Here is a 16,224-nt window from a genome sequence, read left to right as displayed (position 1 = left end):
CCTGTCATAACCCCCCTCCTCGACAATCTATTCGCGCAGCGGCGTCCAACCCGCTGCCGCAGGAGTTTATTACGATGGCGCAGTTCAAGGAGCTGGTGTTCTCGGGCGTCCAACCCACCGGCAATCTCCATCTCGGCAATTACCTCGGCGCCATCAAGCGCTTCGTCACCATGCAGGAGACGCACGACTGCATTTATTGCGTCGTCGACATGCACGCGATCACCATGCCGCAGGATCCGAAGGACCTGAAGCGCCAGATCCGCGAAGTGACGGCAGCCTTCCTCGCCGCCGGCATCGACCCGAAGCGCCATATCGTCTTCAACCAATCCCAAGTGCCACAACATGCCGAACTCGCCTGGGTGTTCAATTGCGTCGCCCGCCTCGGCTGGCTGAACCGCATGACCCAGTTCAAGGACAAGGCCGGCAAGGACCGCGAGAACGCGTCGGTGGGTCTCTATGCCTATCCGGACCTCATGGCCGCCGACATTCTGGTCTACCGCGCCACCCATGTGCCCGTGGGCGAAGATCAGAAGCAGCACCTCGAACTGACCCGCGACATCGCCCAGAAGTTCAACAACGACTGGGCCGAGTCGATTGCCGAACACGGCTTCGGCGATGCCTTCTTCCCGCTCACCGAGCCGCTGATCCAGGGCCCGGCCACGCGCATCATGTCCCTGCGCGACGGCTCGAAGAAGATGTCGAAGTCGGACCCGTCCGATTACTCGCGCATCAACTTGACCGACGATGCCGACACCATCGCCACCAAGGTGCGCAAGGCAAAGACCGACCCCGAGCCCCTGCCCTCCGAGGTGGAAGGCCTGAAGGCTCGTCCGGAAGCCGAGAACCTCGTCGCGATCTATGCGGCGCTCACCGACGTCACGGCGGAAGAGGTGCTGCGCCAGCACGGCGGCGCGCAGTTCTCCGGCTTCAAGGCCTCCCTCGTCGACGTGGCGGTGACGAAGCTCGCCCCCATCGCCGACGAGATGCGCCGCCTCATGGACGATGCCGCCCATATCGATGCCGTGCTCGCGGACGGCTCCGCCCGTGCCCGCGCCATCGCGTCACAGACCATGGACTCGGTGAAGGACATTGTGGGCTTCGTGCGTGCACGCTGAAAATTTGAGCGTGGTCCTGGGCTTGCTCTTGTTTAGCGGGCGGTGCAGCATCGTCTCGATGCAGGACAGCATGCGATGAGCGGCAAGCGGCGATCCTACGAATCGGGCCACCGCCCGAAATTCATGGTGGTGGTCGACAAGACCCCCGAATGTGCCCGGGCGATTCACTTCGCTTCCCGGCGCGCGGCCAGAACCGGCGCGAGCATGCTGATGCTCGCCGTCGTGAACCCGCCGGACAATTTCGAATGGCTCGGCGTCGGCGAGGCCATGATCGAGGAAGCGAGTGCGGAGGCCGCCAAGCAGCTGGAGGCCGCCGCCCGCGAGGCGCGAAACGCCGCGGGCGTGGAGCCCGAGCAGGTGATCCGCGTCGGCAACCGGGCGGATGAAATCATCAAGCTGATCCATGAGGACGAGGACGTATCCTTCCTCGTGCTCGCCGCCGGCAGCGGCAAGGAAGGCCCCGGCCCCCTCGTGACCACGCTCGCCGGCAAGGCCGCCTCCACCTTCCCGGTCCCCATCGTCGTGGTGCCGGGCAGCCTCACGGATGAAGAGATCGACGCCCTCGCCGGTTAAGGTTGGTGTCATCCCATCCCGCTCATTCTCCTCTTGGAATCCGCTTCGCCCCGATCCACATTGGGAGAGGAACCTGTTAGAACGATTCTAAGCCCACCGCTCGGCCGGCCTTGAACCGGCGTCAGAGGACCTGAAAACGATGTTTATTCAGACTGAAGCGACCCCCAATCCCGCGACCCTGAAATTCCTGCCCGGCCGTGTGGTCATGGCTGACGGCACCTTCGAGGCGAAGACGCCCGAGGGTGGCGCAGCCTCGCCCCTGGCGGAGCGGCTCTTTGCCGTGCCGGGCGTGACCGGCGTGTTTTTCGGCTACGACTTCATCACCGTCACCAAGGCGGATGGGGAATGGCAGCACCTGAAGCCCGCGATCCTCGGCGCGATCATGGAGCATTTCATGACCGGCGCGCCCCTCTTCGCCGAGGGCAGCGCGATCGTGGATGACGATGGCGAGGAGTTCTTCGACGATGCGGACGCCGCTACCGTCGAGACCATCAAGGAGCTGCTCGAGACCCGCATCCGCCCGGCCGTTGCCGGTGACGGCGGCGACATCACGTTCCGCGGCTTCAAGGACGGTACCGTCTATCTGGTCATGAAGGGCGCCTGCTCGGGCTGCCCCTCCTCCACCGCGACCCTGCGCCACGGCATCCAGAACCTGTTTCGCCACTTCCTGCCGGATGTGCGCGAAGTGCAGGCGGTTTGATCCAGTCTTAGAAGCCCAATATTCCGAAGCGCGGTTCCCATGCCGCGCTTTTTCTTTGGAGAACAGCCGTGCCTGCCCTGTCCGACGCCGCCATCGACCAGATCTTCCGCAATGCCCGCACCCATCGCTGGTGGGATGAGCGCAAGATTTCGGAAGAAACCCTGCGCGCTATTGCGGACCTCGCGAAGCTCGGCCCGACCAGCGCCAACACGACCCCGGTCCGCTTTGTCTTCGTGGTGTCCGAAGCAGCGAAGGAAAAGCTGAAGCCCCATCTCGACGAGGGCAATGTGCGCCAGACCATGAGCGCGCCCGCCACCGTGATCGTGGCGCACGACATGGAATTCTACGAGAAGCTCGGCTTCCTGGCTCCGCACAGCAAAGACGCGCGCAGCTGGTTCGCGGGCAAGCCGGACGTGATCGAGCGCACGGCCTTCCAGGGCTCCAGCCTCCAGGGCGCCTATCTCATCATGGCGGCCCGCGCTCTCGGGATCGATTGCGGCCCCATGGGTGGATTCGACCGCGAGGGCGTGGACCGGACGTTCTTTCCCGACGGCAAGACCAAGTCCAACTTCCTGATCAATCTCGGCTACGGCCTGCTGGAGAAGCTTCACCCCCGCCAGCCACGCTTTGCCTTCGAGGAATTCTGCCGGATCGAGTGATCACGGATTCCATTTGCCGATGGCGCCGAGCGCAATCGCAAGGGAAGCAATTTGCGGCGCATTGGTGATGGTGCCGTCGGCGGCAAGCCGAAAGGCTTCTTGAACCGGAACTCGCACGACCTGGATCTGCTCGGTGGGATCGTCGAGTGTCTTGCCGGACAGGCTCAAACCCTGGGCGAGCACCGTGTGGCAGAAATTCGTATGGGTAGCGGGATTGGGTGAGTGCTTGCCGAGGTAGCGCCAATGCTCGGCGACATATCCTGTCTCTTCCTCAAGCTCGCGAGCCGCCGTTGCGAGCGGAGACGGATCTTCCTCGTCGACCGTGCCCGCCGGCACCTCGAGGGATATCCCACCGAACCCGTGACGGTATTGCCTGACCAGGATCAGATGATCCTCGTCGTCGATGGCGACGATCTGAACCCAATCGGGATATTCAAGTACGTAATAGGGCGCGACCTCCACGCCCTCGGCGGTCATGCAGTCATCGGCGCGAAGCTTGACCCATTGGTCGCGAATCACGTCCCGCGAGGAGGTCACGGTCCAGGGCTTGAGCTTAGAGTCAGGTAAGGTTGTCATGGTACGATCATCGCACCGGCCTCTCGGAAGGCTCAAGCTGAAACTCTCGGAGCTGGTTGATAGAATTGTGAAACCGGGTTTCCACCTGTCCGCTTCTTGCTCTAAAGAAAACTGACCATCCAACGGAGGCGAATGGTGCGAATCCTTGCCATCGATACGGCCCTCGGGGCCTGCTCGGCCTGCATCTGGCAGGCGGGCGATGCCGCGCCTCTAGCCAGCGAAACGATGGAGATGGAGCGCGGCCATGCGGAGGCCCTGCTGCCGCTCATCGATCGGGTCTCCGCGCAGGTCGAAGGCGGCTTCGAGGGGCTGGACCGCATCGCGGTCACGGTGGGTCCGGGCAGCTATACAGGGCTGAGGGTCGGCATTTCCGCCGCCCGGGGCATCGGCCTTGCCGCCGGCATTCCGGTGGTCGGCGTCGCGACGCTCTCCGCTTTCCTCGCTCCCCTGATGGCCCAGGAGCGGCGCGGGTTGTTTACCGCCGCCATCGATGCCAAGCACGGACACATCTACATCCAGGCCATCGCGCCGGGCGGGCGCACGATCATCGCACCCAGCCTCATGAGCTATCGCGATGCCATCCGCATGCTGGGCTCAGGCCCCATTCTGGTGAGCGGCTCGGCCGCCGCCATGCTGGCGGCTGAAGCCCGTGCCCAAGGCGTCGAGGCCCGGATCGTCGATGTGGCGGCCGCGCCCGACATTTCCTGGGTCGCCCGGCTCGGCGCTCTCGCGGACCCGAATCAGGCTCTCCCCAAGCCCCTCTATCTACGCGATCCCGATGCCAAGCCACAGCATGGGGCGCGCATCGCCCGGCAATGAGGGTATTCGATCTTTTCAGGCCCGCCCTGCCGCGCATCGAGCCGGTGGGGACCGAGGCCGCCGCACGGCTGGCCGCGATCCACGGCACCTCCTTCTCTCGGCCTTGGAGCACCCTGGAATTCGAGCGCCTGCTCGGCGAGCGCGGCGTGGTGGCGGATGGCTTGTTTCTCGGCAGCACCGCCAAGTCCTCGGGCTTCGTGCTGTCACGCATCGTGCTCGACGAGGCCGAGATCCTCACGGTCGCCATCGCGCCGGAAGCGCGGGGCAAGGGACATTCCAATCCGCTGCTCGCCCGGCATCTCGACGAGCTCTCCCGGCGCGGGGTCAAAACCGTTCATCTGGAGGTCGAGGAGGGCAACGGCCCGGCGCTCGCCCTCTATCGCCGCTTCGGGTTTCAGGAAACCGGACGCCGCCAGGGTTATTACCAAAAACCCGATGGGACACGGGTCGCGGCGCTCACTATGGCGCTCGGCCTATAGCCCCGCTCGGCCAAGTCTCCTATAAGCATGCCCAGGGAGAGATGAAGCCTTGGTTGCACGAACCAGCAATACAGCGAGATTACGCCGCTCGGACGCGATCGAGCGCGCCTGCCGGGACAAGGGCCTGCGCATGACGGGCCAGCGCAAGATCATCGCGCAGGTGCTCGACGCCGCTGATGATCACCCGGACGTAGTGGAGCTGCACCGGCGCGCGGCAGCAGTCGATGATCGAATTTCTCTCTCGACCGTTTACCGCACCGTGCGGCTTTTCGAATCCGAGGGCATTCTGGAGCGGCTCGATTTCCGCGACGGGCGCTCGCGTTACGAGCAGGCGGCGCGCGAGCATCACGACCACCTGATCAATCTCGAAACCGGCGACGTGATCGAATTCCGCTCGGAGGAGATCGAGGCGCTGCAGACCGAAATCGCCAAACGCCTCGGCTACAAGGTGGTCTATCACCGGCTCGAACTCTACGCGGTGCCCATCGACAAGGACGATGCGTGATCAGAATCGTCGTCGCCGCGAAACTCACGCTGCTGGCGCTGTTCGGGCTCGTGCTCGCGCCTCTCCAGATGCTGAGCATTCGCTTCGGTTGGCCGCCGATGCACCACATTCCGGTGTGGTTTCACCGCTTCCTGCTGCGACTTTTCAATGTTCGCGTGATTGAGAAAGGAACGCCGCCAACTGATGCACCGACGCTTGTGGTGTCGAACCATGTGTCCTGGCTCGATATTCCCGTCATCGGCTCCCTGCATCCGCTTTCCTTCATCGCGAAATCGGAGGTCGGGAACTGGCCCGTGGTCGGGCTGCTGGCGAAGCTCCAGCGCTCCGTCTTCATCGACCGGCAGCGTCGGAAAGCGACGGCGGAGGTCAACGACGCACTGGCTCACCGCCTCGTCAAAGGCGAGGTGATCGTGCTCTTCGCCGAGGGCACCACGGGCGACGGCAACAGGCTCCTGCCCTTCCGCTCCTCGCTCGTCGGCGCGGCGCAGTCGGCGCTCGCTCATGATACGGTCGAGACCGTCTATCTCCAGCCGCTCGCCATCGCCTATACCCGCCGCGACGGCCTGCCGATCACCCGACGCGACCGTCCCTTCATCGCGTGGTACGGCGACATGGACCTCGCGCCTCATCTCGCCCTCTTCGTCAAAGGCCACCCAATCGACGTGGTGGTCACCTGGGGCGAGCCGATCTCCTTCAACGGCAGCCGCAAGGAAGCGACCGCTGCTGCGGAGGCTTCCGTGCGCAGGGCGTTGACGGCGGCTTAACCCGAAGCCTGCGCGCGGGCCTCGTCCAGCAGCCATGCGCGGAAGGCCGCGATGGCGGGGCGCTCGGCCACGTCCTCCGGGCAGACGATGTAGTATTGGTAGCCGCCCCTGACCTGATGCGGGAAAGGCCGCACGAGACGGCCCGCCGACAGGTGATCGCCGATCAGCGCGGTCGTGGCGAGTGCCACGCCCTGCCCGGCCGCAGCCGCCTGGAGGCAGAGATAGGTATGGGTGAAGCGCGGCCCGCGCGAGGTGTCGATGCCGGTCACGCCGATGGCGGCGAGCCAGGTGTCCCAGGTCGTGTAGTCCAGAATACCCTCGGCGATCTCGTGGATGAGCGTGTGGCGGCGCAGATCGTTGGGCTCCCGCAGGGGCCTCTCGGGATCGTTCAGCAGGGTGGTGCTGCAGACGGCGAAGAAATACTCCTCCATCAGCAGGTCCGTCCGTAGGCCCGTGTAATTCCCGCGCCCGAAGCGGATCGCCACATCCACATCGTCCCGGGCGAAATTGGTCAGCCGCATCGATACCGAGACACGCACATCGATGTCGGGCTCGCGCTCGCGGAAGGCCCCGAGCCTCGGGATGAGCCAGTTCGTGGCAAGGCTCGGCATGACGCTGACGGTGACCACGTGGGAGTTCTCCGGCTTCAGCGCCTGGGCCGTCGCCTCGTCGAGCCGGTTGAGCGTGTCGGTGACCGCATTGGCGTAGCGCTGGCCCAGCGAGGTCAACGCCACGCCCTTGGCCGGCAGGCGCACGAACAGAGGTCGCCCGATCCAGGCCTCCAATGACTTGATCTGCTGGCCGACCGCGCTCGCGGTCACGGCAATCTCGTCTCCAGCCTTCTCGAAGCTGAGGTGGCGGGCGGCAGCCTCGAAGGCGCGAAGGGCATTGAGCGGGGGCAGGCGGCGGCGGGCCATGAAACTTACCTAACGGTCAATTTGCCCAAGACCACCTTGGGCATCGGACAAGGACTTCTCGTTTGCTTGTCGACCCCTCCAGGAGCATCTTTTCTCTCATAGGAAACATCTTCGATGGAGGTCTGTCATGGCAACCGGATGCGCCACAGTAAATCTTGGGTTCGCCCCCGCCAAGCCTGAAAGGACAACGACCATGCTCGATTATCTGCTTCGCTTCGAATATTGGCTCGACAACCGCTCCAGCAGCCGCGAGCTGTATCGCATGAACGATCACGATCTGGCCGATATCGGCTTGTCCAAGGCGGATGTGGAAGGCTTGAATGGAGCCTTCTGGGGAAATCCCTGATCCTGCCCATCCATCGCCTGAGGGATCGACGATGAAGCTCTATTCCGGCCCAGTCAGCCTCTTCTCCCGCAAGGTCGAAATCGCCCTGCATGAGAAGGGGCTTTCCTTCGAGCGCATCCAGGTGCCCTTCAGTCAGACCAGGGGCTATGCCCCGAAGGACCCGGCGGTGCTGGCCGCCAATCCGAAGGGTCAGGTGCCGGTCTTCGTGGATGGAGACCTCGTGCTCTACGATTCCACGGTGATCGTGGAATACTTGGAAGACGCCTATCCCACGCCCGCCCTCTTCCCGAAAGCGCCGCAAGACAAGGCCCGCTGCCGCCTGCTCGATGTCTTCGCCGACGAGGTGATGCTGGCCGCCTTCCGCGCCCTGATGCATCGCACCGAGCCGCACGAGGCGGACGACCCGCGCTTCCTCACGAACGAGACGAAGGCCAGGGAGGCGGAGCCTGTCATCGCGGGCCATTTTGCGACGCTCGAGCGTGAGTTGTCGGGTAAGACCTATCTGTGCGGCAACTTCTCCGCCGCCGACATTGCAGCCTTCATGGGGGTGTTCTGGGTGCGTCGCTTGGGCGGGCCTTCCCTGAAGGTCTATCCGGCTCTCGCTGCTTGGTACGCCCGGCTCTCCGAACGCCCAGCTTTTGAAAAGGTCGTCGCCGAGATCCTTCAGGCCGACCGGGAGCTTTCGGCTCCTGTCGAGGGCGCCTTTCGGGATTGAGCCAAACAGCCGCTATTCTCTTGCGCGCGCAAAAGGCTTAAAAGGACCGCCTGATCTTCCCGATCCAACAGACAGGCCGATCTCGTGAAAAAAGTCTTCGTCAAATCCTATGGCTGCCAGATGAATGTCTACGATGCCGAGCGCATGGCGGACATGCTGGCGACCGAAGGCTATGCCGAGACCAAGGCCATGGAGGAGGCGGATCTCGTCATCCTCAACACCTGCCACATCCGCGAGAAGGCGGCCGAGAAGGTTTATTCGGAATTGGGCCGCGTGCGCGAGATGAAGCAGGAGCGCGAGGCGCAAGGGCAGGAAATCAAGGTCGTGGTCGCGGGCTGCGTCGCCCAGGCCGAGGGTAAGGAGATCCTGCGCCGCGCGCCGGCCGTGGACGTGGTGGTGGGCCCGCAGAACTACCACAATCTGCCCCAGCTTTTGAAAAAGCCCCGCTCGGAGCGCGTCGTCGATACGGAATTCCCCATCGAGGACAAGTTCGACCACCTCCCTGCCGCAACCAAGGCTCGCACCCAGAGCCGCGGCGTCTCGGCCTTCCTCACGATCCAGGAGGGTTGCGACAAGTTCTGCACCTTCTGCGTGGTGCCCTATACCCGTGGCGCGGAGGTCTCGCGGCCGGTCGTCAAAATCGTCGATGAAGCCCTGCGCCTGGCGGACGCGGGAGTGCGCGAACTCACCCTGATCGGGCAGAACGTGAATGCCTATCACGGCGAGGGTCCGGACGGCTTGGTCTGGACGCTCGGCCGCCTGCTGCATCGCCTCGCCGAGATTCCCGGCATCGTCCGGCTTCGCTACATGACGAGCCATCCGCGCGACATGGACGAGGAGCTGATCGCCGCCCACCGCGATTTGCCTGCGGTCATGCCTTTCCTGCACCTGCCCGTGCAGTCCGGCTCCGACCGCATTCTCGACGTGATGAACCGCAAGCACACGGGCGACGAGTACCGCCGCGTGATCGAGCGCGTTCGCGCCGTGCAGCCGAACCTTGCTTTGTCCTCGGATTTCATCGTCGGCTTCCCCGGCGAGACGGATGCGGAATTCGAGGAGACCATGCGGCTCGTGGCCGATGTGGGCTTTGCCAGCTCCTTCTCGTTCAAGTACAGCCCCCGCCCCGGCACGCCGGCGGCGGAGATCGAGGCCCAGGTGTCCGAGGCCGTGAAATCCGAGCGGCTGGCGCGTCTGCAAAATCTGTTGGAAACCCAAAGACAGGCTTTCAATCGCGGAACCGTTGGTCAGACTCTGGACGTTCTCTTGGAGAAGCCGGGTCGTCACCCGGGCCAGATGGCCGGCAAGTCGCCTTATCTGCAACCTGTGCAGTTTGACAGCGACAGCCACCGGATCGGTGATATCGTGACGGTGCGGATTACCCAAACAAGCACCAACAGCTTGTTCGGGGAAGTGGCGGAGCCCAGCAACCAGGCTGCGGCCTGACACTTTCTTCTCTGAAGAGAGTTTCTTTCGCGGGCAATTCTGCCGCGGAATACATAGGAGAGGCATTTGAGGCCAGCGGACAACGTGACCGCACGAGCGCAAAAGGGCAGATCCCCCAGCACTTCGCATCCAGGCGTCGAGGAAGAGGCGGAAATCATCCTCACCTTCGACGACAACCGCCTCGCCAGCCTAGTCTTCGGGCAATACGACCAGAATCTCGCGCATCTGGAGCGCCGCCTGAACGTGGCCGCCGTCGCCAACGGCAACCGAGTCACCTTGAAGGGCACGCCCGAATCGACCGAGATGGCCCGGCGCGTTCTGGAAGGGCTCTATGACCGGGCCCGCCAAGGCGCTGCCATCGGCCCTGGCGATGTCGACGGCACCGTCGAGGAAGCGACGCTTCAGGGCTCGCTGTTCTCGCCTGAGGAGGCGCCTGCCCCGGGCCTCTCCGCCTTCGACCATATCGCGACCCGCAAACGCGGCCCCGTGCGTGCGCGCAACGCGGCGCAGAACGTCTATATCAAGGCGCTCAAGCAGAATGAGCTGACCTTCGCCGAAGGCCCGGCCGGCACCGGCAAGACCTGGCTTGCGGTGGGCTATGCCGTGTCGCTCCTGGAAGCCGGACAGGTGGACCGCCTAATCATCTCGCGACCGGCCGTGGAAGCGGGTGAGCGCCTCGGCTTCCTGCCCGGGGACATGCGAGAAAAGGTCGATCCCTATCTGCGCCCGATCTACGACGCGCTCTACGACTTCATGGAAGCGCGCCACGTGGATCGCGGCCTCCAGACCGGCATGATCGAGATCGCACCACTCGCCTTCATGCGCGGCCGCACGCTCACCAACGCACTCGTGCTGCTGGACGAGGCCCAGAATACCACCACCATGCAGATGAAGATGTTCCTGACCCGTCTTGGCGAGGGGTCGCGCATGATCATCACCGGCGACCCGTCGCAGATCGACCTGCCGCCGGGGCAGAAATCGGGCCTCGTGGAGGCCGTGCGCATCCTTCAGGGCGTCGAGGGTATCTCCCGCGTCACCTTCAAGGAGGGCGACGTGGTGCGTCACGACCTCGTGCGCCGGATCGTATCGGCTTACGACACCGACTTCCGCAACAACCCGCCGCAGGAACCATCTTACAGGGATCGGGATCGCAGGCCGTGATCGAGCTCGACATCATGATCGAGGAGGGCGACTGGGAGACGATCCCGGACGTGGAGGCGCTTGCGCAGAAGGCGGCCGAGGCGGCGCTTGCTGTAACCTATGAGGCGGCCGGCGACTTCGAGGCGAGTGTGATGCTTACCGACGATGCCCAGATCCAGGAGCTGAACCGCAACTGGCGGGGCAAGGACAAGCCGACTAACGTGCTGTCCTTCCCGGCTCCCGAGCAGCCCGGTGCAACAGGGCCTCGCCATTTGGGCGATATTGCTTTAGCTTACGAAACCCTGGTGCGCGAATCCGAGGAGGAATCCAAGGAGCTTGCGCATCATTTTGCCCATTTGATCGTCCATGGAGTTCTGCATCTTCTCGGCTACGACCACGAAGTCGAGGCGGAGGCGGAAATTATGGAAGCTCTTGAGGTAAAGGCGCTCGCCACCCTTGGCATCGCCGACCCTTATCGCGATATGGCAGCCTGAACGCAAAAACGTTTTCGCTGAAACTCAACAGATATGAACGAAGATCGAAGTCGTAGCGAACGCCCTGTCCGACCTAGTAGCGAGACAGACGATACACGCGACCATTGGTACGACCGGGTTCTGACCCGGCTGGGCCTGAAGCCCCGCGATTCCATCCGCCATGATCTCGAGGACGCCCTCGAGGAATCCGTCGAGGACACGGACTTTTCGCCCCGGGAAAGGGCGATGCTCAAGAATGTGCTCTCCTTCCACCGCATCCGGGTGGAAGACGTGATGGTGCCAAGGGCCGACATCGTGGCGGTCGCCGCCGATACCAATCTCGGCGAACTGCTCAACCTCTTCCGCACCGCCGGTCATTCCCGTCTCCCCGCCTATGGCGAGACCCTCGATGACCCGAAGGGCATGGTCCATATCCGGGACTTCCTCGATTTCATCGCCATGCGCGCCGAAAGCGGCGCTTCCGAGTCGGGCACGAGCGATGAGACGCCTCCGCCGAGCCTCGGTCAGATCGATCTGTCCATGACGCTGGCCTCCGCCAACATCCTGCGCCCAGTTCTCTTCGTGCCGCGCTCCATGCCCGCCATCGACCTTCTGGTGCGCATGCAGGCGACCCGCACCCACATGGCCCTCGTGATCGACGAATACGGTGGCACCGACGGCCTCGTTTCCATCGAGGACCTCGTGGAGACTGTGGTCGGCGACATCGAGGACGAACATGACGTCGATGCCACGATCACCATCGTGAAGGCAGCCGACGGCACCTATATCGCCGATGCCCGCGCGAGCCTCGACGAAGTGACGGAGATCCTGGGCGTCGACCTGTCCGACGAGGAAGGCGCCGAGGATATCGACACCATCGGCGGCTTCATCGTGACCGTGGCCGGCCGCGTGCCTTCGCGCAGCGAGGTGATCGTGGGGCCGAACGGCTTGGAATTCGAGGTTCTCGACGCGGATCCCCGCCGGGTGAAGMGCCTGCGCATCCTGCAGCGGAGCGTGTCTTCGACCTCCTCGGAGGTCGCCCTCCTGCCTCCGCCGCAAAACGCCGCCGCCGAATGATTTGCCTAGAGCATCGGATTGGATCCCAAAAGTGGGTCCACTTTTGGGATCCAATCCGATGCTCCACTCTTTGGAGAGCGCATCGTTGAGCGCGGAAAACCGGATCCACTTTTCCGCACGATGCACTAGCAATCGCGCCATCCTCGCCCGGGGATGGCGCCGCTGGCTCCTGGGCTTCGCGGCCGGAGCCATAGGCGCGCTCGCCATGCCGCCTTTCGGCTTTCTTCCGGCTCTTGCCCTCTCCCTCATCCCCGCCGTTCTGCTCATGGACGGCACGGCCAAGGACGGACCGTCCCGCTGGGCTCCCGTGAAATCGGCAGCCTTCATCGGCTGGTTCTGGGGCTTCGGCTATTTCGTGGCCGGCCTCTGGTGGCTGGGCGCGGCCTTCCTCGTGGAGGCCGATCAATTCGCTTGGGCCCTGCCCTTCGGCGTGCTGGGCCTGCCGGCGGTCCTCGCATTCTTTCCCGCCTTCGGTTTCGCCCTGGCACGCCTGCTCTGGCTGCCCGATGCCTCGCGCATTTTTGCTCTTAGCCTAGGATTGACCATCAGCGAGGTCATGCGCGGGCATCTCTTCACGGGCTTTCCCTGGAACAGCCCCGGCATGGCGCTCGGCCAAAACCTCTGGCTGATGCAGAGCGCCTCGCTCATCGGCCTCTACGGCCTGACCTTCATCGCCATCGCGATCTGCGCCGCGCCGGTTCTGCTTCTCACAGGACGCTCGCGGCGTGAACGCCTTATGACGCCCACCCTGGCGCTATTGGTTCTCGGCATCATGGCCGGTTTCGGCATTTGGCGTATCCCTTCCCAGCCCATGACCACGGTCGAGAACGTGCGCTTCCGCATCATGCAGCCGAACCTGCCGCAGGATGCGAAGTTCAATCCGCGCAATCGCGACGCCATCATGCGCCGCTACCTCACGATCAGCGCGAGCGCCGGGCGCGCCGGCACAGGACTGGCCGATGCAACCCATATCGTCTGGCCCGAATCCGCCTTCCCCTTCCTGCTCCACCGTGATCCCGCATCGCTCGCCCAGATCGCCGCTCTTCTGGAGCCGGGCTCGATGCTGATCACCGGGGCCGCACGCATGGATGAGCCGTTGCCGGGCGAGTCGGTGGGCAAGTTTTTTAATGCAATCCAAGTGATCGACGATCGCGGCACGATTCTCGGCGCCTATGACAAGGTGCATTTGGTACCCTTTGGAGAGTATGTGCCGAAATTTCTCGACGCCCTGATCCGGGCGGTGGGATTGCGTCAGTTCGTGCAGATTCCCGGCGGCTTCGAGCCAAGCGAGTATCGCAAGTCGCTCACGATTCCAGGGCTGCCGCCGGTGGCAGCGACGATCTGCTACGAGGCGATCTTTCCGGGTGAGATCCTGCCCGAGGGCCCGCGCCCCAACCTGATCCTCAACGTCACCAACGATGCCTGGTTCGGACAGACGCCGGGGCCTTATCAACACTTTGCGCAGGCGCGTTTGCGTTCCGTAGAGGAAGGCCTACCTCTGGTCAGAGCTGCGAACACGGGAATCTCCGCAGTGATCGATTCCCACGGTCGTATTGTGGATAGCCTTCCACTTGGGGTTGAAGGCGTTATCGACGCTAAGTTACCGGTTGCAGCCTCACCGACTCTTTATTCGAAATTCGGTATGTTTTCTTTGACGGCCACGCTTGCCATCTGCTTAATGGCCTTAATTGTACGTCGAAAACAACGATCCTTTATAGTATAAGGTAATGATGACTCGACGCTACGGCAGCTTCGGCAAGAAAGCGTGAGTTATGAAGAAATCGACCAGCTCTATCGATGTGGAGATTGGGACTCGGGTGCGTATGCGCCGGATCTCGATTGGCATGAGCCAAGAAAAACTTGGCGATATGCTTGGCCTTACGTTTCAGCAGGTCCAGAAATATGAAAAAGGCACCAACCGGATCAGCGTGGGTCGCCTCGTCGACATCGCCAAGGTTCTCGGTGTCGGAATCGATTTCTTCTTCAACGGCATCAAAAGCATCAAGATCGAGACCGGCTTTGCGGAGGAAGAATCCGCACCCTATATCTCTGATGTAATGTCCACCCCCGAGGGTCTTCAGCTGATCAGAACCTTCACCGGCATCAAGAGTGCCAAGGTTCGCAAAAGCATCGTTCAATTAGTCGCAGCTCTGGCGGCTCAGGAGAACGAGGAAGAGCGTTCGTCATAAAGAACGCGTTCGCTTGACCTTTCTTTAAGGCTGCGGCATGAGCATGGCTAAAGAAAGCCTACGGCACCTGTAGGCACAGCATATCCAATATGCCTTGAAGGAATTCTGTCGTGCGCCGCTCCAGCTATCTTTTCACCAGCGAATCGGTCTCCGAGGGCCATCCGGATAAAGTCTGCGACCGGATTTCGGACGCCGTCGTCGATGCTTATCTCGCTGCCGAGCCCGAGGCTCGCGTGGCCTGCGAAACCCTGGCGACCACCAACCGCGTGGTTATCGCCGGTGAGGTTCGCGGCCCCGATTCGATCACCAAGGACAAGGTGATCCAGCTTGCCCGCGATGCCATCAAGGACATCGGCTACGAGCAGGAAGGCTTCCATTGGAAGAACGCCGAGGTCGACGTTTACCTGCATGCCCAGTCCGCCCACATCGCCCAGGGCGTGGACGCGTCCGGCAACAAGGACGAAGGCGCTGGCGACCAGGGCATCATGTTCGGCTACGCCTGCAACGAGACGCCCGAGCTCATGCCGGCGCCGATCTACTACGCCCACAAGATCCTCGAAGACCTGAACATCGCCCGCAAGGCGAAGTCGGGCGACGCCGCCAAGCTCGGCCCAGACGCCAAGAGCCAGGTCACGGTGCGCTACGAGAACGGCAAGCCGGTTGCCGCCACCCAGATCGTTCTGTCCACGCAGCACCTGGACGAGAACCTCTCCTCCGATGACGTGCGCAAGATCGTCGAGCCCTATATCCGCAAGACCCTGCCGGAAGGCTGGATCTCGTCCCAGACCATCTGGCACGTGAACCCCACCGGCAAGTTCGTGATCGGCGGTCCCGACGGCGATTGCGGCCTGACCGGCCGCAAGATCATCGTGGACACCTACGGCGGTGCGGCTCCCCACGGCGGCGGCGCCTTCTCCGGTAAGGACCCGACCAAGGTGGACCGTTCGGCTGCCTACGCCGCCCGCTACCTCGCCAAGAACGTTGTGGCCGCCGGCCTCGCCGACCGCTGCACCCTGCAGCTCTCCTACGCCATCGGCGTGGCGAAGCCCCTGTCGATCTACGTGGACCTGCACGAGACCGGCAAGGTGAGCGAGGACAAGCTCGAGGCGGTTCTCATGGACGTCATGGATCTCTCGCCCCGCGGCATTCGCACGCATCTCGGCCTCAACAGGCCGATCTATGCCCGTACCGCGGCTTACGGCCATTTCGGCCGCGCGCCGCAGGCGGACGGCGGCTTCTCCTGGGAGCGTACCGACCTCTCCGACAGCCTGAAGGCAGCGTTCCGGTAATCCTTATGAGCGAAGCTCCTGAACAAACCGGCGCTTTCTTCGGGCGCCGGAAAGGCAAGAAGCTTCGCGCGGGCCAGGACGATCTCGTCCAGAACCTGCTGCCCGCGATCCGCGCGATCCCGGGCAGCGCTCCCTCCAGCCAGTTTCCCAACACCGATGCGCGCGAAACCTGGCTTGAGATCGGCTTCGGCGGCGGCGAACATCTCGCCGCACAGGCCCGCGCCCATGCGGACGTCAATTTCATCGGCTGCGAGCCCTTCGTGAACGGCATGGCGAAGCTTCTCGCCGCCGTGGAGCATGAAAAGCTCGGCAATATCCGCGTCTGGGACGACGACGTCACTAAGCTTCTGCCGACCCTGCCAGACAGTTCGTTCGACCGCGTCTACATCCTCTATCCCGACCCTTGGCCCAAGCGCCGCCAGCGCAAGCGCCGCCTGGTGTCGGA

General features: G+C 63.4%; 20 protein-coding genes. 18 read left to right on the top strand and 2 right to left on the bottom strand.

Annotated features, from left to right (window positions below; genetic code table 11):
• The first annotated feature begins 74 nt into the window (after window positions 1-74).
• From trpS to ACXJKO_RS15385, 4 genes are all read left to right on the top strand, one after another.
• Window positions 75-1,115: a tryptophan--tRNA ligase gene (gene trpS, locus ACXJKO_RS15400; RefSeq protein ID WP_457091966.1), complete on the top strand. Its 1,041-nt coding sequence runs from the start codon at window positions 75-77 to the stop codon at window positions 1,113-1,115.
• Between the two features lie 75 nt (window positions 1,116-1,190).
• Complete coding sequence (locus ACXJKO_RS15395; protein WP_457091965.1) at window positions 1,191-1,688, top strand: universal stress protein; 498 nt, start codon at window positions 1,191-1,193, stop codon at window positions 1,686-1,688.
• 139 nt (window positions 1,689-1,827) lie between these two features.
• Entirely contained in the window at window positions 1,828-2,388 is a 561-nt protein-coding gene (locus ACXJKO_RS15390; protein ID WP_457091964.1) for a NifU family protein, read from the top strand.
• A 68-nt stretch (window positions 2,389-2,456) separates the two neighbouring features.
• A complete protein-coding gene (locus ACXJKO_RS15385) occupies window positions 2,457-3,047 on the top strand; it encodes a malonic semialdehyde reductase (protein ID WP_457091963.1) in 591 nt (196 codons plus the stop codon).
• Here the strand turns inward: ACXJKO_RS15385 and ACXJKO_RS15380 are convergent, their stop codons facing one another.
• Window positions 3,048-3,623: an NUDIX hydrolase gene (locus ACXJKO_RS15380; protein WP_457091962.1), complete on the bottom strand. Its 576-nt coding sequence runs from the start codon at window positions 3,621-3,623 to the stop codon at window positions 3,048-3,050.
• A gap of 135 nt (window positions 3,624-3,758) precedes the next feature.
• Here ACXJKO_RS15380 and tsaB point away from each other — a divergent pair, with 135 nt between their 5' ends.
• The 4 genes from tsaB to olsA are packed head-to-tail and all read left to right on the top strand — an operon-like array spanning window position 3,759 to window position 6,190.
• A complete protein-coding gene (gene tsaB, locus ACXJKO_RS15375) occupies window positions 3,759-4,442 on the top strand; it encodes a tRNA (adenosine(37)-N6)-threonylcarbamoyltransferase complex dimerization subunit type 1 TsaB (RefSeq protein WP_457091985.1) in 684 nt (227 codons plus the stop codon).
• A complete protein-coding gene (locus tag ACXJKO_RS15370; RefSeq protein ID WP_457091961.1) occupies window positions 4,439-4,921 on the top strand; it encodes a GNAT family N-acetyltransferase in 483 nt (160 codons plus the stop codon). Before tsaB ends, ACXJKO_RS15370 begins: the two co-directional genes overlap by 4 nt.
• Before the next feature lie 49 nt (window positions 4,922-4,970).
• Entirely contained in the window at window positions 4,971-5,426 is a 456-nt protein-coding gene (locus ACXJKO_RS15365; protein ID WP_457091960.1) for a Fur family transcriptional regulator, read from the top strand.
• Entirely contained in the window at window positions 5,423-6,190 is a 768-nt protein-coding gene (gene olsA / locus ACXJKO_RS15360; RefSeq protein ID WP_457091959.1) for a lyso-ornithine lipid O-acyltransferase, read from the top strand. Before ACXJKO_RS15365 ends, olsA begins: the two co-directional genes overlap by 4 nt.
• Here olsA and gcvA read toward each other — a convergent pair.
• Window positions 6,187-7,107, bottom strand: coding sequence for a transcriptional regulator GcvA (gene gcvA / locus ACXJKO_RS15355; protein ID WP_457091958.1), 921 nt, complete (start codon window positions 7,105-7,107; stop codon window positions 6,187-6,189). The genes olsA and gcvA overlap by 4 nt on opposite strands.
• A gap of 127 nt (window positions 7,108-7,234) precedes the next feature.
• On the opposite strand from gcvA, the gene ACXJKO_RS15350 reads away from it, so the two are divergent.
• From ACXJKO_RS15350 to trmB, 10 genes are all read left to right on the top strand, one after another.
• Complete coding sequence (locus ACXJKO_RS15350) at window positions 7,235-7,453, top strand: DUF1127 domain-containing protein (protein WP_457091957.1); 219 nt, start codon at window positions 7,235-7,237, stop codon at window positions 7,451-7,453.
• 31 nt (window positions 7,454-7,484) lie between these two features.
• Entirely contained in the window at window positions 7,485-8,168 is a 684-nt protein-coding gene (locus ACXJKO_RS15345) for a glutathione S-transferase family protein (protein WP_457091956.1), read from the top strand.
• A gap of 84 nt (window positions 8,169-8,252) precedes the next feature.
• Window positions 8,253-9,611, top strand: a complete 1,359-nt coding sequence (gene miaB / locus ACXJKO_RS15340) for a tRNA (N6-isopentenyl adenosine(37)-C2)-methylthiotransferase MiaB (protein WP_457091955.1) — start codon at window positions 8,253-8,255, stop codon at window positions 9,609-9,611.
• A gap of 66 nt (window positions 9,612-9,677) precedes the next feature.
• On the top strand, window positions 9,678-10,772 hold the full coding sequence (locus ACXJKO_RS15335; RefSeq protein WP_457091954.1) for a PhoH family protein: 1,095 nt from the start codon (window positions 9,678-9,680) through the stop codon (window positions 10,770-10,772).
• Window positions 10,773-10,786: 14 nt separating this feature from the next.
• Entirely contained in the window at window positions 10,787-11,245 is a 459-nt protein-coding gene (gene ybeY / locus ACXJKO_RS15330; protein WP_457091984.1) for an rRNA maturation RNase YbeY, read from the top strand.
• A 33-nt stretch (window positions 11,246-11,278) separates the two neighbouring features.
• Window positions 11,279-12,301 (top strand): hemolysin family protein, encoded by a 1,023-nt coding sequence (locus tag ACXJKO_RS15325; RefSeq protein WP_457091953.1) that lies wholly within the window; start codon window positions 11,279-11,281, stop codon window positions 12,299-12,301.
• Window positions 12,302-12,359: 58 nt separating this feature from the next.
• The gene (gene lnt, locus ACXJKO_RS15320) at window positions 12,360-14,024 is read left to right on the top strand and encodes an apolipoprotein N-acyltransferase (protein WP_457091952.1); all 1,665 of its coding nucleotides are present in this window, start codon (window positions 12,360-12,362) and stop codon (window positions 14,022-14,024) included.
• Between the two features lie 49 nt (window positions 14,025-14,073).
• On the top strand, window positions 14,074-14,490 hold the full coding sequence (locus ACXJKO_RS15315; RefSeq protein ID WP_457091951.1) for a helix-turn-helix domain-containing protein: 417 nt from the start codon (window positions 14,074-14,076) through the stop codon (window positions 14,488-14,490).
• Window positions 14,491-14,600: 110 nt separating this feature from the next.
• The gene (metK, locus tag ACXJKO_RS15310) at window positions 14,601-15,779 is read left to right on the top strand and encodes a methionine adenosyltransferase (RefSeq protein ID WP_457091950.1); all 1,179 of its coding nucleotides are present in this window, start codon (window positions 14,601-14,603) and stop codon (window positions 15,777-15,779) included.
• 5 nt (window positions 15,780-15,784) lie between these two features.
• Window positions 15,785-16,224: tRNA (guanine(46)-N(7))-methyltransferase TrmB (gene trmB, locus ACXJKO_RS15305; RefSeq protein WP_457091949.1), on the top strand; the 440-nt coding region annotated here is incomplete at its 3' end.

The organism is Microvirga sp. P5_D2 (assembly GCF_054049475.1).
This window is presented reverse-complemented; position numbering and strand designations above follow the sequence as displayed.

What these genes read in the sequence shown, in the direction of transcription:
- trpS (WP_457091966.1), top strand. Translation starts at nt 75, where the DNA reads ATGGCGCAGTTCAAGGAGCTGGTGTTCTCGGGCGTCCAACCCACCGGC.
- ACXJKO_RS15395 (WP_457091965.1), top strand. Translation starts at nt 1,191, where the DNA reads ATGAGCGGCAAGCGGCGATCCTACGAATCGGGCCACCGCCCGAAATTC.
- ACXJKO_RS15390 (WP_457091964.1), top strand. Translation starts at nt 1,828, where the DNA reads ATGTTTATTCAGACTGAAGCGACCCCCAATCCCGCGACCCTGAAATTC.
- ACXJKO_RS15380 (WP_457091962.1), bottom strand. Translation starts at nt 3,623, where the DNA reads ATGACAACCTTACCTGACTCTAAGCTCAAGCCCTGGACCGTGACCTCC.
- ACXJKO_RS15370 (WP_457091961.1), top strand. Translation starts at nt 4,439, where the DNA reads ATGAGGGTATTCGATCTTTTCAGGCCCGCCCTGCCGCGCATCGAGCCG.
- gcvA (WP_457091958.1), bottom strand. Translation starts at nt 7,107, where the DNA reads ATGGCCCGCCGCCGCCTGCCCCCGCTCAATGCCCTTCGCGCCTTCGAG.
- ACXJKO_RS15350 (WP_457091957.1), top strand. Translation starts at nt 7,235, where the DNA reads ATGGCAACCGGATGCGCCACAGTAAATCTTGGGTTCGCCCCCGCCAAG.
- ACXJKO_RS15345 (WP_457091956.1), top strand. Translation starts at nt 7,485, where the DNA reads ATGAAGCTCTATTCCGGCCCAGTCAGCCTCTTCTCCCGCAAGGTCGAA.
- ybeY (WP_457091984.1), top strand. Translation starts at nt 10,787, where the DNA reads ATGATCGAGGAGGGCGACTGGGAGACGATCCCGGACGTGGAGGCGCTT.
- lnt (WP_457091952.1), top strand. Translation starts at nt 12,360, where the DNA reads ATGCTCCACTCTTTGGAGAGCGCATCGTTGAGCGCGGAAAACCGGATC.
- ACXJKO_RS15315 (WP_457091951.1), top strand. Translation starts at nt 14,074, where the DNA reads ATGAAGAAATCGACCAGCTCTATCGATGTGGAGATTGGGACTCGGGTG.